At 39.2% G+C, this 26,020-nt stretch carries 23 protein-coding genes; 5 read left to right on the top strand and 18 right to left on the bottom strand.

Going from position 1 to position 26,020, the window contains the following annotated elements; all coding sequences use genetic code 11:
• Positions 1 to 3: 3 nt before the first annotated feature.
• The 4 genes from hcaB to hcaE are packed head-to-tail and all read right to left on the bottom strand — an operon-like array spanning position 4 to position 3,030.
• Positions 4 to 819: a 3-phenylpropionate-dihydrodiol/cinnamic acid-dihydrodiol dehydrogenase gene (hcaB, locus tag AC1M9D_RS10590; RefSeq protein WP_035267124.1), complete on the bottom strand. Its 816-nt coding sequence runs from the start codon at positions 817 to 819 to the stop codon at positions 4 to 6.
• A 2-nt stretch (positions 820 to 821) separates the two neighbouring features.
• Positions 822 to 1,148, bottom strand: a complete 327-nt coding sequence (hcaC, locus tag AC1M9D_RS10585; protein ID WP_005181999.1) for a 3-phenylpropionate/cinnamic acid dioxygenase ferredoxin subunit — start codon at positions 1,146 to 1,148, stop codon at positions 822 to 824.
• The gene (gene hcaF / locus AC1M9D_RS10580; RefSeq protein ID WP_035267127.1) at positions 1,148 to 1,666 is read right to left on the bottom strand and encodes a 3-phenylpropionate/cinnamic acid dioxygenase subunit beta; all 519 of its coding nucleotides are present in this window, start codon (positions 1,664 to 1,666) and stop codon (positions 1,148 to 1,150) included. Before hcaF ends, hcaC begins: the two co-directional genes overlap by 1 nt.
• Entirely contained in the window at positions 1,663 to 3,030 is a 1,368-nt protein-coding gene (gene hcaE, locus AC1M9D_RS10575; protein WP_035267128.1) for a 3-phenylpropionate/cinnamic acid dioxygenase subunit alpha, read from the bottom strand. Before hcaE ends, hcaF begins: the two co-directional genes overlap by 4 nt.
• A 281-nt stretch (positions 3,031 to 3,311) precedes the next feature.
• Here hcaE and hcaR point away from each other — a divergent pair, with 281 nt between their 5' ends.
• Positions 3,312 to 4,211 (top strand): DNA-binding transcriptional regulator HcaR, encoded by a 900-nt coding sequence (hcaR, locus tag AC1M9D_RS10570; RefSeq protein ID WP_035267131.1) that lies wholly within the window; start codon positions 3,312 to 3,314, stop codon positions 4,209 to 4,211.
• Between the two features lie 334 nt (positions 4,212 to 4,545).
• Here the strand turns inward: hcaR and AC1M9D_RS10565 are convergent, their stop codons facing one another.
• The 5 genes from AC1M9D_RS10565 to mhpD all read right to left on the bottom strand — a co-directional run bounded on the left by AC1M9D_RS10565 (position 4,546) and on the right by mhpD (position 10,111).
• A complete protein-coding gene (locus tag AC1M9D_RS10565; RefSeq protein ID WP_035267132.1) occupies positions 4,546 to 5,406 on the bottom strand; it encodes an alpha/beta fold hydrolase in 861 nt (286 codons plus the stop codon).
• Positions 5,407 to 5,670: 264 nt separating this feature from the next.
• A complete protein-coding gene (locus AC1M9D_RS10560; protein WP_481612143.1) occupies positions 5,671 to 6,963 on the bottom strand; it encodes an OprD family outer membrane porin in 1,293 nt (430 codons plus the stop codon).
• Positions 6,964 to 7,360: 397 nt separating this feature from the next.
• Complete coding sequence (gene dmpG, locus AC1M9D_RS10555) at positions 7,361 to 8,380, bottom strand: 4-hydroxy-2-oxovalerate aldolase (protein ID WP_035267135.1); 1,020 nt, start codon at positions 8,378 to 8,380, stop codon at positions 7,361 to 7,363.
• Between the two features lie 11 nt (positions 8,381 to 8,391).
• Positions 8,392 to 9,288, bottom strand: a complete 897-nt coding sequence (locus AC1M9D_RS10550; protein ID WP_481612142.1) for an acetaldehyde dehydrogenase (acetylating) — start codon at positions 9,286 to 9,288, stop codon at positions 8,392 to 8,394.
• Positions 9,289 to 9,313: 25 nt separating this feature from the next.
• Positions 9,314 to 10,111 (bottom strand): 2-keto-4-pentenoate hydratase, encoded by a 798-nt coding sequence (gene mhpD / locus AC1M9D_RS10545; protein ID WP_481612141.1) that lies wholly within the window; start codon positions 10,109 to 10,111, stop codon positions 9,314 to 9,316.
• Between the two features lie 532 nt (positions 10,112 to 10,643).
• Between mhpD and AC1M9D_RS10540 the strand changes: the two genes are divergently transcribed.
• Positions 10,644 to 11,345, top strand: coding sequence for an SIMPL domain-containing protein (locus tag AC1M9D_RS10540; RefSeq protein WP_035267142.1), 702 nt, complete (start codon positions 10,644 to 10,646; stop codon positions 11,343 to 11,345).
• Between the two features lie 50 nt (positions 11,346 to 11,395).
• On the opposite strand, the gene AC1M9D_RS10535 is transcribed toward AC1M9D_RS10540, so the two are convergent.
• Positions 11,396 to 12,490 carry a fatty acid desaturase family protein gene (locus AC1M9D_RS10535; RefSeq protein ID WP_035267144.1) on the bottom strand — a complete coding sequence of 365 codons (1,095 nt, stop codon included), beginning with the start codon at positions 12,488 to 12,490 and terminating at the stop codon, positions 11,396 to 11,398.
• 12 nt (positions 12,491 to 12,502) lie between these two features.
• Positions 12,503 to 13,573 carry a flavin reductase family protein gene (locus tag AC1M9D_RS10530; protein WP_481612140.1) on the bottom strand — a complete coding sequence of 357 codons (1,071 nt, stop codon included), beginning with the start codon at positions 13,571 to 13,573 and terminating at the stop codon, positions 12,503 to 12,505.
• 139 nt (positions 13,574 to 13,712) lie between these two features.
• On the opposite strand from AC1M9D_RS10530, the gene fabR reads away from it, so the two are divergent.
• On the top strand, positions 13,713 to 14,393 hold the full coding sequence (fabR, locus tag AC1M9D_RS10525; protein WP_035267148.1) for an HTH-type transcriptional repressor FabR: 681 nt from the start codon (positions 13,713 to 13,715) through the stop codon (positions 14,391 to 14,393).
• 44 nt (positions 14,394 to 14,437) lie between these two features.
• Here the strand turns inward: fabR and AC1M9D_RS10520 are convergent, their stop codons facing one another.
• A complete protein-coding gene (locus AC1M9D_RS10520) occupies positions 14,438 to 16,144 on the bottom strand; it encodes an AMP-binding protein (protein WP_481612139.1) in 1,707 nt (568 codons plus the stop codon).
• Positions 16,145 to 16,462: 318 nt separating this feature from the next.
• Here AC1M9D_RS10520 and AC1M9D_RS10515 point away from each other — a divergent pair, with 318 nt between their 5' ends.
• Complete coding sequence (locus AC1M9D_RS10515; protein WP_481612138.1) at positions 16,463 to 17,665, top strand: iron-containing alcohol dehydrogenase; 1,203 nt, start codon at positions 16,463 to 16,465, stop codon at positions 17,663 to 17,665.
• A 79-nt stretch (positions 17,666 to 17,744) separates the two neighbouring features.
• A complete protein-coding gene (locus AC1M9D_RS10510) occupies positions 17,745 to 18,548 on the top strand; it encodes an enoyl-CoA hydratase-related protein (protein ID WP_481612137.1) in 804 nt (267 codons plus the stop codon).
• Between the two features lie 29 nt (positions 18,549 to 18,577).
• Here AC1M9D_RS10510 and rapA read toward each other — a convergent pair whose 3' ends face one another.
• From rapA to thiE, 6 genes are all read right to left on the bottom strand, one after another.
• Entirely contained in the window at positions 18,578 to 21,415 is a 2,838-nt protein-coding gene (gene rapA / locus AC1M9D_RS10505) for an RNA polymerase-associated protein RapA (RefSeq protein ID WP_481612136.1), read from the bottom strand.
• 203 nt (positions 21,416 to 21,618) lie between these two features.
• Complete coding sequence (locus tag AC1M9D_RS10500) at positions 21,619 to 22,263, bottom strand: RluA family pseudouridine synthase (RefSeq protein WP_481612135.1); 645 nt, start codon at positions 22,261 to 22,263, stop codon at positions 21,619 to 21,621.
• 160 nt (positions 22,264 to 22,423) lie between these two features.
• Entirely contained in the window at positions 22,424 to 23,134 is a 711-nt protein-coding gene (locus AC1M9D_RS10495) for a phosphopantetheine-binding protein (protein ID WP_481607698.1), read from the bottom strand.
• 7 nt (positions 23,135 to 23,141) lie between these two features.
• Positions 23,142 to 23,558, bottom strand: coding sequence for a GlcG/HbpS family heme-binding protein (locus AC1M9D_RS10490; RefSeq protein WP_481612134.1), 417 nt, complete (start codon positions 23,556 to 23,558; stop codon positions 23,142 to 23,144).
• Between the two features lie 90 nt (positions 23,559 to 23,648).
• Positions 23,649 to 24,947, bottom strand: coding sequence for a glutamate-1-semialdehyde 2,1-aminomutase (hemL, locus tag AC1M9D_RS10485; RefSeq protein WP_481586402.1), 1,299 nt, complete (start codon positions 24,945 to 24,947; stop codon positions 23,649 to 23,651).
• 31 nt (positions 24,948 to 24,978) lie between these two features.
• Positions 24,979 to 25,599 (bottom strand): thiamine phosphate synthase, encoded by a 621-nt coding sequence (gene thiE / locus AC1M9D_RS10480; RefSeq protein WP_481612133.1) that lies wholly within the window; start codon positions 25,597 to 25,599, stop codon positions 24,979 to 24,981.
• Positions 25,600 to 26,020 lie beyond the last annotated feature (421 nt).

Below are 26,020 nucleotides of genomic sequence, written 5' to 3'. Positions count from 1 at the left end.
ATTTTATTCGTCAAAGAAACCAGCACGTGGTTGACGTAGACCACGAATACCCAAACCACATTCTGCATTGATCAGAACACCAGTTAAAGGTCGGTTATTTTGACGAGATGCCAAGAGCACATAAGAACCTGTCATTTCTTCAGGCTCAGGTAAGAAGTTCAACGGCATACCACGCGCGATTTTCTCAGGATCACGCGCATCTAAAAGACCTAGATTTTCTTGGCCTAATGATGCAGCACCTTTAATGTTTACATTCATACCTGACGGCGCAACAGCATTCACACGAACTTTGGGTGCAAGCTCGTACGCCAATTCCTTCATGATGCCTACGCCAGCATGCTTAGATGCTGTGTAAACTGGACCACCACCCGCAGAATATAATGCTGAGTTAGATAGTGTGAAGATTATCGAACCTTCAGATTTTACTAACTCATCAAGTGCAGCTTTAGCACCTAGAATTAATGCTTTCGTATTAATTCCCATGATTTCGTCAAACGCTTTATCAAGTTGCTCACCTGAAGTATTGACGATATCTGCGTAGTGATCCCAGATTCCTGCATTACCAATAAAGCAATCAAGCTTACCAAAACGCTCAACAGTTGCTTTTACAGCACGGACATTGTCTTCATAGTTGGCAACATCACCAGCGATTGCAACAATTTGATCACCAAAGCGTTCTTTTAAAGCATCGACTTTAGATTGTGAACGTTGTAACACACCAACGTGTGCACCTTCTTCAAGGAAGCGTTCAACTAAAGCCCAACCTAAACCAGAACCACCACCTGTGATCAGTGCAACTTCGCCTTTAAGCCAACCCATGATTACTCTCCTGCCATCTCAACGTATAACGCACCATCTTCAACAATCACTGGGAAAGTTTGAATTGGATCTGTCGCTGGTAAACATAATGCTTGACCGGTTTTTAAACAGAAGCGAGCTGAATGCAATGGGCATTCGACAGTGCCATCGTCTTCAAGATAACCTTCTGACATTGAAGCATTACCATGAGAACAACGGTCATTCATTGCGAAGAACTCACCACCATTGTTAAACACTGCAAGCGCATCGATACCGTTAACGCCGCAATCTACTTTCAACGCTTCGCCTTCGTCTAATTCGTCAACTTGGCAAACAAAAATCTTATTCATTAGAAGAATACACTCAGGTTGTGAGAGTTATAGGTAACTTGATCAAGCGTGATCTTACGGTTGAAAATTTGGAAGCCTAAGCCACCTTCAACTTTACGGATCTTGTCATGACGTTTACCACAGTAAATCGTGACATCTTTCTCTTTTTGTGTACGGTACAAAAGATATGTAACGTATACATCGTATTCGCCTTCAACTTCAGTAGCTTCTACGATCACGTTACTCACCATATGAGTTGTACGTGATGGAGGCTCTTCAGCCCACGCCATACCTGTTTCAAGACGAGCAACACGACGCTCTAAAAGATCTTTCGTATCATTGAACACCCAAGTTGTAGGTGGTTCAATTGAACGACGACGGTCACGCGTTTGAGCATTTGGTGTTGTACGTAGCGTGTAAGAAATATCTTCAGCTAACGTATCTAACCAGTCGCGAAATTTCCAATCGTCAAGCAATTTCGCTTCACGATAGAGGAATTGGCTAATTTGATGGTGAAGTTCTAAACTCACTTGACTCATTTCATAAGCTCCTTCTCATATTCGTCAGCTGCTTTCTCAACATCTTCCCATTTTTCATGGATTAGCAAGTCTGCCCAACGACGGTACATGCCGCGTGCCGCAGTTTCTGAGAAAATGTAGTTAGTGATACCAGGGATACCATCTTCACGAATTTTCTCGTTGCCAAGACCCATTTCCATAATGAGTTTGTTTTGACGCGCTTTGTAACCACGTAAGACTTTTTGAATTTCGATCCAGTTTTCAGAGTCATCTTGCTCTAAGAAACCAGCTGGACCAAATGCACGTGTCGCAGAACGTTCAAACGCTTCTTTCACTTCTTGTGACGCTTCAGCATCCGCAATACAGAACGCCCATACTTCAGTTTTGTTTGGACCACGTGGGTGCCATACGCGAAGTGTTGCTGTACCGTTTAACCAAGACAATGTTGGGAACATCGTGTTGTGACCAGCAAGACGTAACGCACGAATTTCACCAAGACGTTCTTTAACTTCTTCGTAAGTTTCGCGGAAATAGTTTGCTACTTCACCATCAACCCATACGTTTGCATCTGGTTTCTCTGTAAAGAAGAAGCCTGAACCGTGACCACGTGAACCATATTGGATCGCGTCTTTCGCAGTTTCCCATACCGGACGTGCAGTTTGCGCAGCACCTAGTTTCTTCGAAGATTCGTCATCAGGTTTAGCACCTAATACTTGAATCGCAGATGCGTGAGAGAACAATGCATGATATTGGTCAGATGCAAACTGTTCAGCCGCAAATTTCCAGTTACATTCGATTTCCCACTTATGAACACCACCGATGATCTCAGTACCACCTGGACGACGATCTAATACACCATCTAAGTACCAAGCGATATCACCCATGTATTCTTCAAGGTCTGGAGTTGTTTCATCCCAGCAACCGAAGATTAAGCCTTTATAAGACTTCACACGGTTTACTTCGATCAAACTCCACTTCTCTTTACATGCGCCTTGAGGGAATGCACGATCTTCAAGAGGAATATCTTTAAGAGAGCCGTCTACGCCATAAGACCAACCATGGTATGGACATGTAAACGCACGAGTGTTACCGCAGTCAGCAAAGCTCACGCGCATTGAACGGTGACGACATTGGTTTAATAATGCTTTGATTGAACCGTCTTTTTGACGTACCACGATGATCGGATCTTCACCCATATAGGTATTGAAGAAATCACCAGCCTTTGGAATTTGGCTTTCATGGCAAAGGAATAACCATGTACGACCGAACACACGTTCAAGTTCTAGTTCATAGATATCTGGATCTGTATAAATAGATGGCGTGATACGTCCATTTTGTGCATCGACTAAAGCATCGATTTCGCGCACATCAATTTTCCCACTCATGAAAAGCTCTCCTGTGACTAAATTAGACACAAACTAATAGACTCAACTTTGCAGAGATAATGAGTTTTGAACGGGTTTTGGGGAAATATTTTTTTTGTTTGAATCAAGATGTTTTATCGATAAATTAATCAATCGCTCAATACGTGAATTTTACCATATTTTAATAATAACGTTGATATTTCAATATGCTCAGCCCCACTTCACCGAATATCCATTTGTGAACTATACTCGCACTTGATCATATTTAGACATTATATGAATCAATCTTTGGATGATTTTTTATGGAACTACGACACCTACGATATTTCATTGCTGTGGCAGAAGAACTCAACTTCACCAAAGCAGCCTTGCGCCTTTATACTGCTCAGCCATCATTGAGCCAGCAGATTAAAGATCTTGAAGATGAAATTGGCGTCCCTTTGCTTTATCGTACAAAACGCAAGGTAGAACTCACTGAGGAGGGTCAAGTCTTCCTTGAACAAGCTCGCCTAACGATAGCCCAAGCAGACAAAGCAGTCGCAATGACTCGTCAGATTGCCAAATCTAAACAGCAATTGTTACGTATTGGCTTTGTTCCTGTCGTTGAAATGAAAATTTTTCCTTACGTTCTCCCTAATCTTCGTGTTCAAAACCGGGATTTAAAGATTGAATTGTTAAGCTTAAACAATTCCGATCAGTCAAAAATGTTAAAAAAAGGCGAAATTGATATCGCTTTTACTCGTCAAAATCTATTTAGTGATGAAATCGAAAGTCAATTTGTTTTACGAGAACCTTTGATTTTCTTACTACCCAAAGATCACCCACTCGCTAAATACGATCGCATTCCAGTAAAAGAGCTCGATGGAATCGATTTCATTATTCCTTCTGAACAGCAATCTCAAACCCTAAATAAGATCATTCTAGATTTTGCAAAATACCATCAAATCAATTTAAATATTGTTCAAACTGCAGACAATATCCTCTTTAACATTAATTCTATTGGCATGAACCTGGGCTGTACTTTTTTACCTGGATATATCGCACCACTGACGATGAACAACACCGTGATTCGCCCGCTAGACGTGGAATTACCTTCAATCGATTTATTTGCAAGCTATAGAAAAAGTACTAACTCAGAAGGCGTCAAAAAATTTATGGACTTACTGAGCTCTGTTTTTTACCTTGATATTAATCGTAATTAATTAATTTTTTTTCAAATTAATGATCACCGCTAAACATAGCGGTGATTTTTATTTTTTATTTCAACCATCAGTCTTAGACTTTAGTCTAATAAAGTTTTACGAATATCATCATAAATTCTATGAATTCAGGCTTTACATTAGACTAATTTTTAAACAACCCATTAACTAACTAGACTTGCTCTACCACTTAAGTCTAATGAATTAAAACAGATCAATGCTCAATATTGATTATCAATATGCAGATTTAAACGTATTGAACACATGTTCTGTATTTTCAGTTTTAAAAAAGAGGATGATTAAATCATCCTCTTTTTTAGTTTTTTAGGATCTTAAATTATTTAACACCATGAACTGCTAGATAATTTTTGATCACCGTATTAAATTCTTCTGCTTTTTCAACTTGCGACCAGTGACCGCACTGACTGAAAATATGTGCATCAGCATTAGGAACGATATTTAAAATGTCCCAAGTACGAGACACAGGAATCACCACATCTTGAGTACCATGAATCAATAATACAGGAACTGTAATATCTTTCATTTTTTCAAAGTCTAATGGGAACTCGAAACGATCACGGTCACGCGCACCCACAACATCCATTAAACGATCAGATGCGTAGTCATTCGCCGCAGAATCAAAACGTACTTTTACCAGCTCATCTGTAATTAAGTCTTTATTTACAACGAACATTGAAAGTGTCTTACGAATACCTTCTTCTGTTAAAACTGGGTTTGCATGCGCTTTTAGGGCTGCAGTTTGTTTTGCACCACCTGTACCCATTGAAACAATACCGAGTACACGCTCTGGATAATCAAGTGCCAATTGGAATGCTAACCAACCACCTAGAGAATTACCTACTAACCATGTTTTTTCAATACCAAGTGCATCAAGAGTACGAATTGCATGATCAACCCATGCACGGATACCGTATTGAGTTCCTGGTGCAACGACAGTTTGACCATAACCAATGGTATCAATTGCGATACAACGCGCTTGCTCACCAATTGCAGGTAAATTCAACCACCAGTTAGCAGCTGCTGATACACCAGTACCAGAACCATGAAGGAATAAAATAGGCGTGCCTTCACCAATTTCATGATAATGGGTTAACTCACCTTCAGCAGTTTCGATCCATTTATCTTCTAAACCAAAGAATGAATCCGTTTTATATTCTGGAATTTGAACAGTGCTCATCATAGTCCTCTAACTGTCTATAACTGATCATATATTTGTGAAACAATCATCAGTTGATGTTTACAAATGATAGTTTTACAGGCTTATATTAACTGCTCTGTACCTTTCAACTGATACAAATTTACGATTGCATCCTTCTTTTTACCAATTAAATAAATTACTGTTTTTACTTATTTTTTTTAAAATCAATATTCACCCTCTGAATATGACTTGATAAGATCTCGATATGATCCTTGCTCATCATATCGAGATCAATTTCATTTTTTAGAATTTATAACTATAACTTAACGCCACACGATGCTCTTCTAAATCACTCAAGGTGCCTGGAACATTGATGTTGTTATAATTAGTATCAATAAACATATAGTTGAAACCAAGACCTTTATACTTACCTTCTGGCACAACATAGTTCACGATGATGTTATTTTCATTCTCGCGACCTCGACCTGGTGTTGCCGTATCAATATTCCAACCTTGGAAATGACGTACAGTTGCAGATAATCCTGGTACACCCATTTCTTCAAAATTATAGGTATAACCTACGCTCCAAGATTTCTCATCCTTACGGATAAAACTCGCGACCGACCAGTTATCTAAATAAGGTTGTGGCACCCAACCACCCAATGTTGGGAATAGTGTCGCTTTATCTCCATGCTCGCCAAACATCTCTTGATAACCCAATTGAACAGTATGCATACCATGGTTGACTTTCGCCCCCATAGAAATTGCTTGGCTATCAATTTCACCAAAAAGTTTATCGCCAGTTTCACTGTTATCGAAGTAACGAATATGTGCATCTAAATTCGTTTTTTCATCAAGTTTAGTTTTATAGCTTGCAGCAACATAATGTTGCTTGAAGATGTCAGTTAAATCAGCGAACCAATAACTACCACCAATCTTTGATGTAAACTGGTGATCAACACCAACAATATACATTCCATCATCAGTTGTGAGACCTTGAGCTTCTGCCTTCGCAAAATCATTGTTTGGGAATAAGGTCAAATCTTGATACTGATTATCGTAACGCGCATTAATACCATCGATATATGCCAAGGTTAATTTAGTATCCTGAATATCTTTCGACTCTAACCATGCACCACTATAAGTAGTTAATAATTGGCGTGATGGATCGAAGAAAATAACTGGTGACATCGGCAATAAATCACCTACTTTAAGTTCAGTTTCAGAAACTTTAACTTTTAAAGTCGCACCAATTTTAGCATTATCACGTTCTGTAAGACCTTGACTGTTATCATATGGCATATGAATGTCATTTACAGAATCACGCGATTTCAATCCAATTGCATATTGAGCCAAGAAATCTGCACCAACTTGAATGCCTGCACCAATATCGTGATAACCCGATTTAGCATCTAAAGTAATTGCTTGCGTCCAGTTACCATAATCTAGATTTGGTGCTGTATCGTAATTACGTTCTAAATAGAAATTTTTAAATTTAAGCTGAACATTTGAATCAGCCACAAAATTCGCGTGAGCAGAAGTTGTCCCTAGAGTTGTTGCAGCAATCATTGCTAGCCATAATTTTTGATGACGCATGGCTTCATCCTATACTCAAATCAGCGTTGATGAGCATATTGCTAAATTGTGCACTCTGAAGAAATCAGACTAGAGTCTAAAAAAAATTTAGACTTTTCCGATGAAAAACAATACTTTAAAAACTCTAATTGTTATAAACAATTAATAATAGCTCAGTAACTAAGCAAATTAACTTTTACGATGGATAATTTATTATATTTTAATATCTTACAAATTAACCCAAAAGCATTTTGCCATTTTATTTAATCGTTTTTAAGTTTAACAAATACGATACGCTCTACACCAAATCACCCAATATAAGCACCCAAACATCTCACGCAATTGTTTTTTTATATGTATCTTTTCTAAATTCATAAAAAAAGCACTCCTAAGAGTGCTTTTTCAAATCACTTTTAAATTATGCGTTAAGTTCTTTTGCTTTAGCCATAGTCAAAGCTAGATCTTCAATCATGTCTTCCTGACCACCAACAGTACCACGGCGACCAAGCTCCATTAAGATTTCACGCGCAGATACGCCATATTTCGCTTCAGCACGTTTAGCAAACAATAGGAATGAAGAGTAAACACCCGCATAACCCAAAGTTGCCGCATCACGGTCTGCACGAATTGGGTTGTGCATCATTGGAATCACGAGATCTTCAGCAACGTCTTGTACTTTGAACAAGTCAACGCCAGTGTCCATACCCATACGGTTAGCAACAGCAATAAACAATTCAAGTGGTGTATTACCCGCACCAGCACCAAGACCAGCAGATGCTAAATCCACACGTACTGCACCTGCTTCAACCGCAGCAACAGTATTTGATACACCCATACCTAAGTTGTGGTGACCGTGGAAACCTAACTCAATGCTTGGGTCCAAGTGTTGACGTAAGTGACCAACGCGATCGATTACATCTTGAGGAAGCATATAACCTGCTGAGTCTGTAACATAAATACAGTTTGCACCGTAAGACACCATCTTCTTCGCTTCTTCTAAAAGACGCTCAGGAGTTGCCATGTGAGCCAACATTAAGAAGCCCACTGTGTCCATTTCTAATTTACGCGCAGCGGTGATGTGCTGTTCAGAACAGTCAGCTTCAGTACAGTGAGTTGCAACACGAATCGTTGATACACCGATTTCATGCGCCATTTTTAAATGGTCAACTGTACCGATACCAGGAAGAAGTAATGCAGAAACTTTTGCATTCTTCATACGAGGTACAACAGCAGATAAGTATTCTTCGTCAGTCGCAGCAGCAAAACCGTAGTTTACTGATGAACCACCAAGACCGTCACCGTGAGTGACTTCAATTAATGGTACGCCTGCATCATCAAGTGCCGTTGAAATTGCAATCATTTGCTCAACAGTCGTTTGATGGCGCTGCGGATGCATACCATCACGTAAAGTCATATCATGAACAATAATCTTAGACATGCGGTTGCTCCTTAAGCTTCTTCTTTGTTGAATACGTGTTCAGCAAACATTTCTGCTGTACGAGCAGCTGCAGCTGTCATAATGTCGAGGTTACCTGCATATTTCGGCAAGAAATCACCCAAACCTTCTACTTCCAAGAAGATAGAAACACGGTTACCATCAAAAATTGGACCATTTACAAGTTTGTAACCTGGTACATATTTTTGCACTTCTTTAATCATCGCGTGAACTGATTCAGTGATCGCAGCTTGATCTGGCTCACCTTCAACAAGACAGTGTACTGTGTCACGCATCATAAGTGGTGGCTCAGCAGGGTTAATGATGATGATCGCTTTACCTTTTTTCGCACCACCAACTTTCTCAATAGCACCCGCAGTTGTACGTGTGAATTCGTCGATGTTTTTACGTGTACCAGGACCTACAGATTTTGTAGACACAGTCGCGATGATCTCACCATATTCAACAGGTTGAACACGTGAAACTGCTGCAACCATAGGAATTGTTGCCTGACCCCCACACGTTACCATATTCACGTTAGGCACTTCGCCAGCTGCAAGTAAAGCTTCTAAGTTTACTGGTGGTACGCAGAATGGACCAATTGCAGCAGGTGTTAAGTCAATCATCAGTACACCAAGTTCATTTAACTTGCGGCTGTTTTCAGCATGTACATATGCAGACGTTGCATCAAAAGCAATTTTGATATCATCTTCAATGACGTGAGGAAGAAGACCATCAACCCCTTCTGCAGTGGTTTTTAAACCCATTTTCGCAGCACGAGCAAGACCTTCAGAAGTAGGATCGATACCCACCATCCAAACTGGCTCTAACCATTCGCTACGTTGAAGTTTGTAAAGCAAATCAGTACCAATGTTACCTGGTCCGATCATTGCACATTTAATCTTTTTCATTAACGTACTCTCTCAAAATTCCGACTTATTCAGCAGCGAAAGCAGCAGTCACTGAACCAAAGCCTTCAATCTCAACTTTGAATTCATCACCTGGGTTTGCTACAACCATAGGGCCTAATGCACCTGTTAAAATAATGTCACCAGCTAACAATGGACGACCACGACGTACCATTTCATCAGCAAGCCAGACAGCTGCATTTAAAGGGTTTGCTAAGCAAGCCTTACCAACACCTTGAGACACGACTTCTTCACCACGTGTCATGATCATTTTACAATTCACTAGATCAAGGTTATCGAGTTTTACAGGACGTGAACCCAATACAAATGCAGCTGAAGATGCATTATCTGCGACAGTGTCAATCAAACTGATCTTCCAGTTTTCAATACGGCTATCTACAATTTCAATTGCAGGAAGCGCATACTCAGTCGCACTGATAATGTCAGCATAGGTGTGTTTTTCTTTGGTTAAATCTTGATTGATCACCAAAGCGATTTCCGCTTCTACTTTAGGTTGGATCAATAGACCTGCAGGAATCGCTTCTCCATCACCATAAGCCATGTCTGCAAACAGCATACCGAAGTCAGGTTGATCTACACCGAGTTGTACTTGAACCACTTTTGATGTCAAACCGATTTTACGCCCAACTAAACGACGACCTTCTGATAAGGCACGCGCTGTATTTACTTCTTGTACAGCGTAAGCGATATCTACATCAGCAGCTTCACCACCCAATGTTGGGCGAATTGGTGCGATTGCACTTTGTGATAATTCAGCAGTTCGTAACGCTTGTGCTACTGATTCAACTACAGCAGAATTAGACATCAAGACTTCCTTCAACTTCATTCGATGATCTATTTGACCTTAGGAACATTGCTTGAAAACAACCTTCTGAGGGACAAATTCTTTTAGAGAGATACCTGCATCTCTGATGAGAGCTAGAATGGAAAAATCTTGACCTATATGCCAATACTTATTTTCTTTATGACAATAGTTTCAGGCTATAAATAATTTATTAAATGAAGGCTCTATCTTATTGTTTTACATGTTTTTAAAATTTTATTATCTAAATATACAGAATGTTTAATCTATTTCTAATACTACTTATTAGACCATTGATGATAGAATTATCTGTGAATTACAAATTATTAATGCACCAATCCAAAGACAAGTTATATTCTTTTATTGTTCAACTACAATTCAATTAAAATACATTTTAAAAGCCTTGTTAAGGCGACTTAAGTCGTAAAATCGGTGTTGAATATTACAATTGCTACTATCTAATCACCAAATAATCACATTTTCTCTCCATCAAAAAAGATTAGAATATTCATCAGGTGAAGATACAGAGATAACAATGAAATTATTAAAACTGCCACTATTGATCTTAGCTACTGGCATTAGCTTTTCGGTACTTGCTGACACAGAACCTAAAACTAATATTATTAATCTTCAAGCAGATGCTTCTAAACAAGTCTCTAATGATGAAATGCACGCCATTTTATTTATTGAAAAAAGTAATAAGCAGCCTGCACAACTTTCAACACAAATGACCCAATTGATGAATCAGGCCATCAGCATCAGTAAAAAATACCCCCAAGTAAAGGTCGAAACGGGTTCTCAGACCACTTATCCTGTCTATGACAACAACAATTCAACAAAACTCAAGGAATGGCGTGGCCGTGCTGAAGTAAACATTGAGAGCAAAGATTTTAAAGCAGCGAGCCAGTTAATTAGCGAGTTACAACAAGATTTTCAAACACAATCGATTAATTTCACTGTTTCCACTGAAAAACGAAAGCAGGTTGAAAATGAGTTATTGACTGAAGCCACGCAAAATTTCCAACAGCGCGCTCAGGTTCTCACTAAAGCCTGGAATCGTTCTAGTTATAACTTGGTTAACTTGAATATGAACACCAATAATTATTCACCAAGACCATTAGCCATGGCACGTGCCGCAATGGTTGTAGAGAGTGCACCCGTTGCAGACTCACAGAATATGGCTGCTGGAGAATCAACAATCACAGTCAATGCAAATGGATCAATTCAATTAAAATAGTTTGCTATTAAAATTCAAAAAGCCACTCAATTAGTGGCTTTTTTTGTTTCTTACTTTTTAAATGGGAAAGCATATTTCACAATACGTCCCAAAACCTGACCATATTGTTTAAATAAACTCGCATTATTGTAATTCAAGCCGTATTTTTCACACACCGCTTTCACTTTAGGCCCCATTTGACGGTAACGTCGAGCAGGAATATCTGGATAAAGATGATGCTCAATCTGATGACTCAAATGCCCCGTCAAAATATGGAATCCTTCAGAACCTGTGAGGTTAGAAGACCCACGAATTTGACGCATATACCAATGGCCACGGCTTTCATTTTCTAAAACTGACTTCGGGAAAACTTCCACATCTTTGGTGAAATGACCGCAGAAAATAATACTGAATGTCCAAATATTACGAATACCATTAGCGACTAAATTACCTGTGAAAACGGGTAATGCTGCAGGACCTGCAATGAGTGGGAAGAAAACATAATCTTTAAATAACTGTTTACCCATTTTCTTTTTCATCGGGTTCAAACGTTGTTGAAATTCTTCTTTGGTCATGCGCCCTTTTAAGCGCTTACCAATTTCTAAGTTCTGAATCGCTACACCCCACTGGAATAACAAACAGAATGGAATACTGTAAAGTGGTTGTAATAAATATCCTTTTTTCCAGCGTTGCTCTGGGAACAAACGAAGAATTCCATAACCAATATCATCATCCATACCTTTAATATTGGTATAGGTATGGTGTTTGTAGTTGTGGGTTTGACGCCAATCATCAGATGTGCCTACGATATCCCATTCGTAAGTAGTCCCTTTAAATTTAGGGTCGTTCATCCAATCATATTGACCATGCATCACATTATGGCCCAACTCCATGTTTTCCATGATTTTGGCAAAACCTAGTAAGCCTGTGCCTAAAAGCCATGCTGGAGGAAACCAGCCAGCAAATAAGCATGCACGTCCAAGGATTGAACTGTAGCGAATCGCTGCATACACTCGTTTAATATACTTTTCGTCTTTTTCACCTAAATCATCAAGAACTTCTTGCTTAATGGCATCAAGTTCACGTGCGAGTTCATCAAGTTGTGCATCAGTGAGTTCACGATTTTTTGGGTTTTTGAAATATTGTGCTTGAACTGGCATATTCATGATTATTCTCGCTTATAGGTCGATAGTGAGATCAGACTGAGCTGAATTGATACAGATTTTGAGCAAATTTCCAGGCTCAGTATTTTCTGCACCATTGACGAGGTTTTTAGTTGCACCTTGCGCTTTATGGCATGCACATTTATTACATACCCCCATGCGGCAACCGTGCTGTGGGCGAATATTTTGTTGCTCTAAACTTGCAAGGATTGATTGCCCCTTTGGAATCGTGACGACCTTATTTGATTTCGTAAGTGTGACCTGAACAAAACCAGTTTCATCACTAATGAATGGTTCAACACTAAATGCTTCACCTTTAAATTTATGAACACGAGTATCAGTTAGTTGTTCAGCAAGTTGCACAAATCCTGCTGGACCGCATGCATAAACCGTATATTGATCTAAGGATTCGATAGCCGTTAAATGAGAATCCTCTAAACGGGAATCAGCCTCTTCATCTTGAGTAGTAAAAAATTCAACATTAAAGTTTGAGTGTTGATTCGCCAAAGTAACCAACTCTGTTTGAAATGCAAAATCTTCTGTTTTTTTAGCCCAGTACATCAATTTAACTGGATGAACTATTTTTTTTTCTTGCTGCAATAATGCCTTGATCAAGCTGTACATTGGAGTAATACCACTCCCTGCAGCCAGCATTAACAGAGGCGTATTTACACTTTCAAGTGTCATATCACCATAGGGTGCACTAAACTCAACGATATCCCCTACCTGAGCTATATCGTTAATCCATGAACTGACTACCCCCTGATCGACTTTCTTAGCAGTCAACAATACATGTTGAGTGTCGATTTTGGTCAAACTATAGGTACGTTCAAAACAACGACCTTGTGTCGTGACAATAACTGGATGATGTTGCCCTGCTTCACCAAACTGAAATTTACGATTAACCGCAATTTTTAAGCTGACCATATCATTTGCAACTTGTGTACGTTCAACAATTTTGCCTAATGATTGATTCACCGACCAAGTTGGATCGATCTTTTGCAACCAAAAATTGGCAGCATTCGGATCAAATACAGCATTTACTGCGGATCTAATCAAATTTTTAGGTTGCTTAACTGCTTGCATCATGGGCTCATCATAGTGGGTTTAGAATTATTATACACATGTATATATATTTGTATAGACACTTATATATCATCTATTGATTTCCATATCCTGACACAGAGCGATATAATGCAACTCTAACTGTAAACTTCTGATATTTATGAGCAGCTCTACGATTACTCTTTCTCCTCTACATGCCAGTGAATCCGCATCCATTTTGGAGCATCCAACTGCACGTACAGTCGGAAGAAAAGCCACAATCACGAAAGAAGAATTATTCCAAGCTGCTCTCAACCTTATCGGACCTCAAAAAAGCATCGCATCTTTAAGCTTGCGCGAAGTTGCCCGTGAAGCAGGAATTGCGCCAAACAGTTTTTATAGACATTTTAAAGATATCGACGAACTTGCCATTGAATTGATTGATCGCTCAGGTATTGTTTTACGTCAAATCTTGCATCAAGCTCGCTTAAAAGCAGTTCGAAATTCAAGTATTGTGCGTAGTTCAGTTGAAGTATTTATTGAACAGTTAGATGCTGACGAAGGTAATCTGAGCCTGTTGTTACGTGAAGGTTATACTGGTTCTGCCTCTTATAAAGAGGCGGTTGAAAAACAGCTCAATTACTTTCAGCAAGAACTCATGGATGATCTTGTTCGTCTTGAGCAAAATAACCCTCATAAAATCAAGCATCCAGAATTGGCTGCAAAAGCGATTACCCAATTGGTATTCACTATGGGTGCTAAATTAATCAACATGCCACACGATGAAAGAAAAGTTGTAGCTGAACAAACGATGACGATGATCCGAATGATTTTAGAAGGCGCACGTCATCTGAAAGAATGAATATTGAGTGTAAAAAAGCCCTTCAGTTGAAGGGCTTTTTTTTATTACTTTTCCCAAATTACTTCTTTATTTTGAGCAACCCAAGTTGGAATAAGAGCTTCGTACTTCGCCTCAATTTTATTACGCTTAATCTTCATAGTCGGCGTCAACATATCATTATCCATCGTCCACAAATCCATGATGACCACAAAGAATGAAATTTTTTCATGCGGTTCAAGCTTTTCATTAATTTCATTCTTCAACTCAATTAATTTTGCTTCGATATCATCACGTTTATTATCTTGCTGTAATTTATTGCGAATTTCTTCTGCCAACATCACAAAAGCGATCGGCTGTTTATGGCTTGCACCACCAACACAGACAGATTCAATCATTTGGTTATTACCAATCTTTTGTTCAATTGGTACAGGCATTACATACTTACCTTTCTGAGTTTTAAAGATGTCCTTTACACGTCCAGTAATTTTTAGACGGCCAGTCGCATCAATTTCACCCATGTCACCTGTTCTTAAATAACCATCCTCAGTCAAATCTTCAGCTGTTTTTTCTGGATTTTTGTAATAACCCAACATTGTTCCTGGGCTTCTGACTAAAATCTCACCATTCTCATCAATCTTGCAGTCTACTCGTGCTTGAACATGTCCGACATATCCACTCATATATTCACCCATACGTGTGATATGCGAGTATCCACAGTTTTCAGTCATTCCATAAACTTCAAGCAACTCTAAGCCCAAATTACGATACCATTTAATAATATCTACGGGTAAAGGTGCAGAACCCGTTAAAGCATAACGAACATGATTCAAACCCAATTTTGCCAAGAGTTTTTGCTTAATCTTATTGCCCAAGAATGGGATTCTAAACAACACGTTTTGTACATTAAGTGGAATTTTTTCATTAATCCCCAAATAAAATTTAGTCCATAAACGTGGCACAGAAAAGAAGATCGTTGGTTTTGCACGATTAAGATCTTCAATAAATGTATCTAATGAATTGGCAAAATAAACGGTAAAACCACAAATCATCACGGATGATTGAATAAATACACGCTCTGCAACATGAGCTAGCGGCAAGTAAGATAAAGCACGATCTTTTTCTGAAACACCAAACGTCGATTTCAGCTCACTGGCAGGTGAGAGCAAGGTCTTATAACTTTGCATAACGCCCTTAGGTAGACCTGTACTACCCGAGGTATAAATAATGGTCGCAAGCTCATCCTCGTTTGGAAAATAAGGCTCATTGGTTGGGGCTGTTTTCGCAGTGATTTCATCCCATGTTGGCGCATTATAGTCAGGTGCCAATGGCAATTTAATACAATGCATATCTTGAGGGATGATTTGTTTCACATCGTTCCAACTGTCTCCAATACCATCCAATTTACCGATAAACAGAGCCTTAGTTTCACTATGATCTAGAACATATTTGGTTCCTTCACCATTGAGAGTCGTATATAAAGGAACCGACACATGACCTGCCATCCAAATTGCAAGATCTGCCATAATCCAATGCGCACTATTTTTACCAAAAATTGCAATCTGAGAACGACCAGGCAAATTCAAAGATTGTAAATAAGCAGCCATTTTTTTGACTTGACTGGCCACTTCTCCCCAAGTGTATTTAATCACCTGACCATTTGGTAAAGGCTGAACCAAGAAATCTTGGTTTGGCGATTTCTTTTCCCAATACATTAAATAGTGAATATGAGTCGGTAAAAACTCAAATTGGTTGTTGTGCTGATTTACTTCCATGTGTAATGACTCCCAATAACGCATCATTGTTGTTATGTAATGACTCACAACCGAAAGCTGATTTAATCGTTTTAGACTCGTCCTGAGTTCCTGATCGCCGAGCGAAAACTACAGCTTTACGATTTAAAATTTCGAATTATTTTCTATTTTCTATCATGAAATCTGATCAAAATCCAACCATTATTTTGCTCAGTTTAATTGCGCTATATTTTTGATAAAATTGTAATTTAAGACCAATGTGTTGATGATTATCGCCAATGTACTTGGACAGTGATTATCCTATAACTAAATCAAACTCATGGATAGAGATTGATCGTTATGGCTCAGATTGCCACTATTTTACGTGCAAAAACTCAACTCTTGGCTGTAAAAGCCCTCACTCTTGCAATCCCAGTATCACATCCTCTCGTATTTGCGGGTGAAGATTCATCAATGCAATTGTGTGGCAATATTGCTCAGCTCGGCATGAAAAAAATTTTGATTGTGACTGATACAGTATTGGTCAAATTAGGTGTCATACAACCCATTCAAGATCAATTACAGCACAATGGGATTGAAGTTGTTATTTTCTCAGATGTAAAACCCGATCCAACTTGCGAAATTGTAGAAAAGTCTTTAGCACTTTTTAAAAGTACCGCATGCGATAGTGTATTGGGTATAGGGGGTGGTTCGACGATTGATACGGCAAAAGTATTAGCGCTCGCAGCCGCAAACAATAAATCCCCTAAACAACTTTTTGGAATTTTAAAAAGCCGTAAACCTGCATATCCATTGTTCGTGATTCCGACCACCGCAGGTACAGGTTCTGAAGTTACCATTGCCGCTGTTATTTCAGACAGTGAAACTCATATTAAAGGTTTAGTTATTGATCCAAAAGTCGTTCCATTAGCAACTGCTTTAGATCCCGTCATCATGAAAGGCATGCCGCCTGCTATCACTGCTGACACTGGTATTGATGCCCTTACTCATGCAATTGAATCTTGGGTAAGCGGATTCGCCAACAAACAATCAGATTATTACGCCAGTGCAGCCATGAAATTAATCATGGAGAACTTAAAAACTGCATTTGAAGATGGTCAGAATATTGCAGCCCGTGAAGCAATGGCTCTCGGTTCTCATTATGCTGGTTTGGCAATGAATAGCGCTGGCATTGGCTATGTACATGCTTTGGCGCATCAATTGGGGACTCAATATCAAATCCCACACGGACGCGCTAATGCCATTATTTTGCCTCATGTCCTAGAATTTAATCGTAAAGCGTCAGAAAAACGCTTAGCACTAGCAGCGAAGAAGATCGGTTTAAGCTCGTCACACACTTCTGATGAACAAGCCGCAAATATATTCATTCAAAGCGTCAAGCAATTGCTCAAAGATTTGAAAATCAATACTGAGATTCCGAACTTAAAAAAACAAGATTTCCCAGAGATGATTAAATCTGCTTTTACTGAAGCCCATGGAATTTATGCCGTACCCAAATACATGAATTATTCAGATGCTGAGCAAATTTTAAATCGACTTTAATGCCAACAAGGCACGAATGAAAGCTCAGTATACCATTGTGTCTACTGAGCTTTTTTAATTTGCGACGAGGAATGCCGCTATGTTAAAAAATTTAGATCCACTGAACCCTTTTATTCATATCACGATCGAGCAAAGAATTCTGACAATCAAAATTGATCGCCCCGAGCAAAAAAATGCCTTGAACGGAGAAATGTACACTGACATTGCAAGAATATTGGATGAGGCAGATCAATCTCATCAAGTGAATGTTGTGATTTTACAGGGTAATGAACAGGATTTTACCGCAGGAAATGACATGAAATATTTCATGTCTGCCGCTCAAAAATATGTTGGTTTAGCCGCTGATGCTACTCCACCGTTTGTCTTCTTAAAAGCCATTGCAAGATTTTCTAAACCTATTATTGCTGTTGTACGAGGCTGCACTATAGGCGTTGGCGTTACACTGCTATTTCACTGCGACATGGTATACGCCCACCCTGATACAGAATTTCAAATCCCATTTGTAAGTTTGGGATTATCTGTAGAAGGCGGCACCAGCCTTCTTTTCACCGAATTGGCTGGTTATCATATGGCTGCCGAATTATTGCTCACTGGTCGTAAATTTTCAGCAGAAGAAGCTTTAAAATGTCGAATTATCAATCAAATTTGCGAGCAACCTGAACAATTAGCTTTACAGCGGGCCCAACAGATGACTCATCTACCAATGACCACGCTAAAAATTATTAAAAAACAAATTCGACCCGAGCAAGAGAAAATTCAGAATTGTATAGTTCAGGAGGCTGAGATTGTTGCTGAACGTTTAACATCACCTGAAATGATTGAAGCCGTAATGGCTTTTTTACAAAAAAGAAAACCAGACTTTAATCAATTTCTACAGTCCTAAAAAAAGCACCCTAGGGTGCTTTTTTTATTTTATGGCTTTACTACCACCAAGACCCGAATCGCTTCAGGCGTTACAGCTAAACCTTCTAAAAGGCTTAAACCTTCTTTTTGAAGCTTCTGTAAACGTGCAATTTCATCTTCGCGAATACTTGGGTTAAATTGTTTCAAATAACTTAAACGATCAATTTCATATTGCCATTTATTGCTATAGATTTCTTTAGCTTGCTGTTTTAATTCAGGTAAAGCACCTTTTGCAATGTCTAAAGCTTGTGCATAACGTTGTTCAACGACATCACGACGTGCTTTCACCACTTGGCGACAACTATTACCGTCAAGATGATGTAAGTAAGGTTTCAAAATATCTGGTGCAATTTTAGCTGATAAATCTTGACCTTTTTCACTTAATAACACACGAATCAATTGTGTTGGTAAACTCGCTGGCAGGTTCAATGCTTTCGGTGCAATCACATCCACTTTGAACCACACCTCAACTAAAACTGAACCTTGTGGTAAAGCTGCAGACTTCAATAACGCCACATTGGTACTACCGAACGATTGCGTATTGATCATTTCCATGACACTTTCAGTGAAAGGATGCTCAAGCGTTATGTATTGCGCATCTTCACGGATTTGAGCCTGATCACGATAGAACGTCACGGTCATGCCTTCCTCATCCAAAGTCAGACCTTGGACTTGCATTTGATCAGTAGGCTTGATAATCACCGTGCCATTACTTTGCTCATCAAAATCAATATTGGTTGATGCCATGAAGCGTTTCATAAACATTGGCAAAGTCGTATTATCATCATACTCTTCAAGTGCTTGCACAATTTCTTGAGCAACCATTGGACGACAAGAATTGTATTCCAATAAACGATCACGTCCTGCTTGTAGCTCTTGCTCTAAAGCTTCACGTTGCACACTTACAGCTTCAAGCAGATCTTCAAACGTTTGACCTTTATCAGCCAACAAGCAATCTTTAAGATCAATAATAAAGTTTTCTTGTAAGGTTTGTGCGGTCGGAGAAATATTGCTGAAAATATTTAATGCTTCATTGTACCAACGGAACATACGCTCTTGTGCAGTGCCCACCAAATATGGCACATGAATCTGAATACGGTTTTCTTGACCAATACGATCCAGTCGACCGATACGCTGTTCAAGCACATCAGGGTTTGCTGGCAAATCAAATAGGATTAAATCTGAAGCAAACTGGAAGTTACGACCTTCTGAACCAATTTCTGAACACAATAAAATCTGAGCACCATAGGAATCTTCTGCAAAATAAGCAGCTGCTTGGTCACGCTCTAATAGACTCATGCCTTCATGGAACATTGCTGTACGAATCCCTGCATGGATACGTAATGCATTTTCTAAAGCTTCAACTACAGGCCCACTACGCGCAATGAGTAAGACTTTTTTATGCTTTAACTGAGTACGGAGCATTTCCATAATCCACGTTACACGCGGATCAGTTTCCATCCAAGCCCCGTCCAATTGCGCTTCTTCTGGCCACATTTGTTCACGAAGTTTACCATCCATCGACCATCCTTCTGGCGCAGGTAATGGTGCAGGCTGACAATCGCGACCAGGGAAGCCTTGAATCGCTTCACGTGTATTACGGAATAGTACACGTCCCGTACCGTGACGATCTAACAATTCATGAATTGCACGGAAACGCTGTTCTGGCTCATCTTCAATCTTGTGACCCAGTAACTGCTCAATTGCTTGGAAATGATCAGCTTCAAGGGGTTGATCCGACATCAGCACTTCCGCAATTTGAGCAGTTTGCTGATATTTTTCTTCTTCATCTAAGAAACGATCAAGTGAACTGAAACGTTGCGGATCGAGCAAACGTAAACGAGCAAAATGGGACTCGACCCCTAACTGTTCAGGCGTTGCAGTCAGTAAAAGTACCCCTGCTGTTTTTTCAGCAAATTCTTCAACAAGGTCATAGCGGTCATTACCACCTTCTTCTTCTGACCACATCAAGTGATGTGCTTCATCCACCACAAGCAAATCAAAACCGGCTTCGAGCGCTTGCTCACGTAAATCTTCATGGTCGATCATGAGATCAACAGATGCAATGATGCACTGTTCAGTTAAGAATGGATTCAATTCTGGATCATGTTCTTTGATCGAAGCAGTACGCGTTAAATCAAATAGCGAGAAATTCAAATTGAAACGGCGACGCATTTCAATCATCCACTGATATTGCAGCGAATCAGGAACTAAAACGAGGATGCGTTCAGAACGTCCTGTTTTAAGTTGCTGGTGTATGATTAAACCTGCTTCAATAGTTTTACCTAGACCAACTTCATCCGCCAATAAGACACGTGGAGCAAAGCGCTTACCTACTTCATGCGCGATATAGAATTGGTGAGGAATCAATCCAACACGAGCACCCACCATGCCACGTAATGGACTATTTTGCATATTAGCTTGCATTTGTAATGCTTCAATACGCAGGTCATACCATTCTTTATAATCAATTTGGCTTGCCAGTAAACGATCAAGTGGTTTAGACAATTGAATCGTTGCACCAACACGAGTTTCATTTAATGATTTACGTTCATTAGTACCATCTTGTAACTGACGAATTACGTTGTAACGAATAACGCCACCACGCTCTTCTAATGATTCGACTTTCCAGACGATGCCCTCTTGGTCTTGAAGCTCATCATTCACATTGAACACAATTCGAGATAAAGGTGCGTTACTACGTGCATAGACACGGGTTTCGTCACTTTTAGGAAAGAGGATACTAATTGATCGTTCATTTACATCAATCAAAACCCCTAAACCTAACTCTGTCTCTGTGTCTGATAACCAACGTTGACCAATAGCAAACTGCTGCAATTTTTCCACCTTATCTCAAGTTAGGACTGAAAACTTATGCTCAAACAGGAGATGATATGAGCAAAATTTAACGTCTATAAGCAATATATTTTGACATAAAGCCCACCAAAAAGTGAGCAATATTTAGCAACGATATACTTAATTGATCATAACCAAAATTTCATCATGATCAGATCATAAAAATATTCGTATGCTGATTTTAAAATGTGTATTTAGAACGGCACTGGACAATGAAAGTTCATTCGTTCACCGGTAACAGGATGATTGAAACTTAACTGCTCTGCATGCAAACAGAGTCGATCTTTCAAAGCTTGTTGCGCTGGTGTTGCATACAAAGTATCCCCTACGATGGGATGCCCTAAATGCTGCATGTGAACGCGAAGTTGATGTGCTCGACCTGTGATTGGCGTTAATTTTACGCGTGTCACCCACTGATCTTGAATTTGAAATTGTTCAACTGCTTCCCAATGCGTTAACGCTGCTTTATTGTGATGCGCATCTACGATATGCAATGGCGGACGCGATGGGTCGTAAATCACGGGAATATCTACAGTTCCTTGACCTTTTACACATCCCACGACTAGTGCTTGATAAGTTTTATCCGTTTCACGTTCTTGAAATTGGCGCGAGATCGATTTTTGACCTGTTTTACTGAGCCCAAACACCAATAAGCCTGATGTATCACGATCTAAACGATGAATCAGAAGCGTACGTGGTTCTTCTTGAAGAAGACGATTGATAACGCAATCTTGAAGATCAGGCGTTTTGCCCGGAACAGAAAGTAATCCAGCTGGTTTGTGAATCACCATAAAATCTTGATCACGATGAATGAGATGTTCCTGAAGAAAATGACTCAAATTTCTATTCCTAGCAGATCGTGAAAACAAGGCGGCAATAATAGAAAGCTTAGCGATAAATTACAATCTTGAAATGGACAAACAGTGATGATTTTTCCGATATCTGATAGAAATTAAATCAATCTAACGATTCAAATGAATTAAGTTTTATTTTTGACATCTAGCAGTCTTTTCTCAGGATAGGAAGCAATTGAGAAAGTGTGCAATTTTGCACAAATGATTCAAAATCTATATGTGCGCCATTGGCTCTCCACAAGCCAATCAAACTCACCATTGCGACTGAATCTAAGCCATAGTTCCGTAAATCTTGAAATGGATCAATTTCTAAAATATCGAATTCGAGGTATTCAGCAATAGACAGTAATATGCCCTTTTCAGAAAGAATAAATGAAGTCGGCGCACTTAATTCCAGCATTCGAATCATGGCAGAGGTATTCATATGATGAATACCTTGTTCTACATAGTTCTCAATCCACTGTAAATGTTGGCTCTTCGTTTCTAGATGAACAGCATCGTTCACCACACAAATTTGAGGAGTAATCGAAATGATATGCTGTAAAAGTTGTTTTATAGGTGAATTGATCATGCCAGACACAATCAGTTGTTTTTTTTCTGCCAGTAATTCACCCAACTGCGCTACTTTAGAAAATGATTGCTGCTCTTCAATTTCAATCACTTCAATATCTAAAGCCTGAGCTTTTTTAATTAAGCGATTTAAATGAATTAATAATTCTTGATGTTGGTCATTGCTATATTCAGCTAAACGTTGAAATCCAAAAACCACCAAGACGCATTGTTCAGCTTGAATGGACCACTTTGCCAAACTCGCGCTGAGTTCAATTTTTTTGGGTGGTGTATAAAAATATGACATTGCCACTTTAATCAGCTAAAGCCAAGAAAACTTCAATGGCATGCAGCGCAATTTCAGCATCTTCAAAAGATTTAGCACCTGAAACTCCCACGGCTCCCACCAATTGCCCTTGATAAATAATGGGTTCCGCACCTTCTAACATTCCCGACAATGAGTGAACAGTCAGAAAACCCAATTGCCCATCTTTGATCAGCTCTTCAAAAATTTGAGATGGGTGGCGGCTCAAAGCTGAACATTTTGCTTTTTCAGCTGACAAATTCGCAGTCATCGGAGATGCACCATCCATGCGTTTCATTGCAAGTACACTTCCAGTTTCATCTACAACAGAAATACTGACATTCAACTTTTTATCAATCGCATATTGTTGCGCACGCGTCAGTAAGAACTCCGCGTCTTCTAAAGTTAAATAATGTTTTAATTTCATTTCTATTTTAAGTCCGTGAATTTTATACGTGCAAAAAAAGCCTACAGTATTTACACTGTAGGCTTATGTTAATAGATTTTCAAAAAAATTCTATTTTAAACGCGCAAATACATTCTTAGCTGCTTGAATAGTGAACGCAATATCTTCATCGGAATGCGCACTTGAGATAAAGCCGGCTTCAAAAGCAGAAGGCGCTAAATTTACACCTTCATCCAACATGCCATGGAAGAATTTACGGAACATTTCAACATCGCATTTCAACATTGAATCAAAGCTTGTGATGTCTTCTTGATCAGTGAAATACAATCCAAACATACCTCCAACCTGTTGAGTCTTAAATGGTATACCTGCTTCATCTGCGGCAGTCTGTAAACCAGTCAATAACTTCTCTAGCTGTGCAGTAAGATTTTCATAAAAGCCTGGTTGTCGAAGATGTTTAAACATCTCAATCCCAGCTCTCATTGCCAGCGGATTACCTGACAAAGTTCCCGCTTGATAAACTTTACCTAGAGGTGCAATACATTCCATCACTTCGCGCTTACCACCAAATGCGCCTACAGGAAGACCTGCACCAATAATTTTACCTAGCGTAGTTAAATCAGGTGTAACGCCGTAGTGTGCTTGAGCTCCACCTAATCCCACACGGAATCCAGTCATCACTTCATCAATAATGAATACTGAACCATGCTCATCACACACATCTCGAATGGCTTGCAAGAATCCATCAATTGGTTTAACCAAGTTCATGTTACCTGCAACAGGTTCAACAATAACACCCGCAATTTCGGAACCAAACTTAGCAAAGCATTCTTTTAAAGTCGCAATATCATTGTATGGAAGCGTCAAAGTATGTTTTGCAAAATCAGCAGGAACACCCGCTGATGTCGCCTCGCCTTCACCACTTGTGAGTAGACCAGAACCTGCTTTCACTAAAAGTGAGTCTGAGTGACCATGGTAACAGCCCTCAAACTTAACAATCTTGTCACGGCCTGTATACCCACGTGCAAGACGAATCGCAGTCATTGTTGCTTCTGTTCCTGAATTGGTCATACGTACCAATTCAATCGACGGCATAATTTCACAGATAATATCTGCCAATGTCGTTTCATGCACTGTAGGTGCACCAAAACTTAGACCATCAACAGCGGCGTCTTGAACAGCTTTAATGATCGCAGGGTGTGCATGTCCTAAAATCATTGGTCCCCATGAACCAACATAATCTACATAGCGTTTGCCATCTACATCGTACAGGTAGGCACCTTGAGCTTTTTCAATAAATACTGGCGTACCACCTACACCATTGAAGGCACGTACTGGTGAATTCACACCACCAGGAATATGTTTGCTGGCTTGTTTAAATAATTGTTCTTGCTTAGGAGATAAACTCATGAAAATCACTCAACTCAAAAAAGTAAAAAATTTAAGCTTGTTTAGTAAATAGCTCTGACCAATCGTAAACACGTTGACCAACGGTTGACATAGAACGACCCAATACATCGCTAATGACAGCACAAAGATCTGCTCCGGCAGCAATCACTTCAGCACCATTTTCAACCGTCAAACCACCAATCGCGCAAATAGGTACATTTAATTTTGCTTTTGCAGCTTTTAACGTTTCTAAACCAATATTGCCTGCTTCAGGTTTGGTTTCTGTCGCATAAATTGCGCCAAATGCTACATAATTTGCGCCGTCTACGATCGCTTGCTCAGCTAGTTCAATAGAATTATTACAACTACGTCCAATTAAGACATTTTTTGGCAATCGTTCCACAGCCTCATGGATTGAACCATCATCTTGACCAAGATGTACACCCACGCCATATTTGACTGCAGCCTCTAAATCATCATTGATGACAAAAGGAACCTTATATTGATTACACAAATTCTTCATGTATTCAATTTCATAAGCTTGATCTTCTTTCGCAACGTTTTTACGACGATACTGAAGTACTGCAACTTCATAAGTTGCCATCGCTCCTTCAAGCTTTGCTAATAGAAGTTCAATAGGATCATCGTTGGTGATTAAATACAAACCGCGCATAAAGAATAACTCTAGGCAAATACTAAAAATTTAAAACATTATAGGACAAAGCCTTGGAAGAACACATTGATAAAATGTAGAAATTAACAGGCTCTATTGTTGACTAAGCGTGTTAAAGATATTGATTGAAATGAATTTGTGAAATTTAATCCAAGAAAATTTGACTAATCATTCGAAGCTAATTGCTGGATAGACTTTTTGGCAAAATATGACAAAAATTGATCAAAATCGAAATTTCATCTATTTTATATTTTTTCAAGCTCAAATTCATCTACAAGTTCTGTGGCCAACTCTTGGGATAAATATTGAGGTATAATTGAATATATTTAAAATAGACCTCTTGCGAAAGTAAAAAATTGTTTATACTCGTCCCATGAAATATGAAAATTTAACTAGATTTAATGATGGGGAATTTAAACGA

Source organism: Acinetobacter sp. ANC_7682 (assembly GCF_056779795.1).
The sequence above is the reverse complement of the archived record's forward strand: the minus strand, read 5'-3'. Positions and strand labels throughout refer to the sequence as shown.

Excerpts from the sequence above, each read along its gene's own strand:
- AC1M9D_RS10495 (WP_481607698.1), bottom strand. The coding sequence starts at position 23,134 with ATGTCATATTTTTATACACCACCCAAAAAAATTGAACTCAGCGCGAGT.
- AC1M9D_RS10510 (WP_481612137.1), top strand. The coding sequence starts at position 17,745 with ATGTTAAAAAATTTAGATCCACTGAACCCTTTTATTCATATCACGATC.
- hcaE (WP_035267128.1), bottom strand. The coding sequence starts at position 3,030 with ATGAGTGGGAAAATTGATGTGCGCGAAATCGATGCTTTAGTCGATGCA.
- AC1M9D_RS10515 (WP_481612138.1), top strand. The coding sequence starts at position 16,463 with ATGGCTCAGATTGCCACTATTTTACGTGCAAAAACTCAACTCTTGGCT.
- AC1M9D_RS10565 (WP_035267132.1), bottom strand. The coding sequence starts at position 5,406 with ATGAGCACTGTTCAAATTCCAGAATATAAAACGGATTCATTCTTTGGT.
- dmpG (WP_035267135.1), bottom strand. The coding sequence starts at position 8,380 with ATGTCTAAGATTATTGTTCATGATATGACTTTACGTGATGGTATGCAT.
- hcaB (WP_035267124.1), bottom strand. The coding sequence starts at position 819 with ATGGGTTGGCTTAAAGGCGAAGTTGCACTGATCACAGGTGGTGGTTCT.
- hcaR (WP_035267131.1), top strand. The coding sequence starts at position 3,312 with ATGGAACTACGACACCTACGATATTTCATTGCTGTGGCAGAAGAACTC.
- thiE (WP_481612133.1), bottom strand. The coding sequence starts at position 25,599 with ATGCGCGGTTTGTATTTAATCACCAACGATGATCCTATTGAACTTCTA.
- hcaF (WP_035267127.1), bottom strand. The coding sequence starts at position 1,666 with ATGAGTCAAGTGAGTTTAGAACTTCACCATCAAATTAGCCAATTCCTC.
- AC1M9D_RS10540 (WP_035267142.1), top strand. The coding sequence starts at position 10,644 with ATGAAATTATTAAAACTGCCACTATTGATCTTAGCTACTGGCATTAGC.
- hcaC (WP_005181999.1), bottom strand. The coding sequence starts at position 1,148 with ATGAATAAGATTTTTGTTTGCCAAGTTGACGAATTAGACGAAGGCGAA.
- AC1M9D_RS10490 (WP_481612134.1), bottom strand. The coding sequence starts at position 23,558 with ATGAAATTAAAACATTATTTAACTTTAGAAGACGCGGAGTTCTTACTG.
- AC1M9D_RS10550 (WP_481612142.1), bottom strand. The coding sequence starts at position 9,288 with ATGAAAAAGATTAAATGTGCAATGATCGGACCAGGTAACATTGGTACT.
- fabR (WP_035267148.1), top strand. The coding sequence starts at position 13,713 with ATGAGCAGCTCTACGATTACTCTTTCTCCTCTACATGCCAGTGAATCC.
- AC1M9D_RS10535 (WP_035267144.1), bottom strand. The coding sequence starts at position 12,490 with ATGAATATGCCAGTTCAAGCACAATATTTCAAAAACCCAAAAAATCGT.
- AC1M9D_RS10520 (WP_481612139.1), bottom strand. The coding sequence starts at position 16,144 with ATGGAAGTAAATCAGCACAACAACCAATTTGAGTTTTTACCGACTCAT.
- hemL (WP_481586402.1), bottom strand. The coding sequence starts at position 24,947 with ATGAGTTTATCTCCTAAGCAAGAACAATTATTTAAACAAGCCAGCAAA.
- AC1M9D_RS10560 (WP_481612143.1), bottom strand. The coding sequence starts at position 6,963 with ATGCGTCATCAAAAATTATGGCTAGCAATGATTGCTGCAACAACTCTA.
- mhpD (WP_481612141.1), bottom strand. The coding sequence starts at position 10,111 with ATGTCTAATTCTGCTGTAGTTGAATCAGTAGCACAAGCGTTACGAACT.
- AC1M9D_RS10530 (WP_481612140.1), bottom strand. The coding sequence starts at position 13,573 with ATGCAAGCAGTTAAGCAACCTAAAAATTTGATTAGATCCGCAGTAAAT.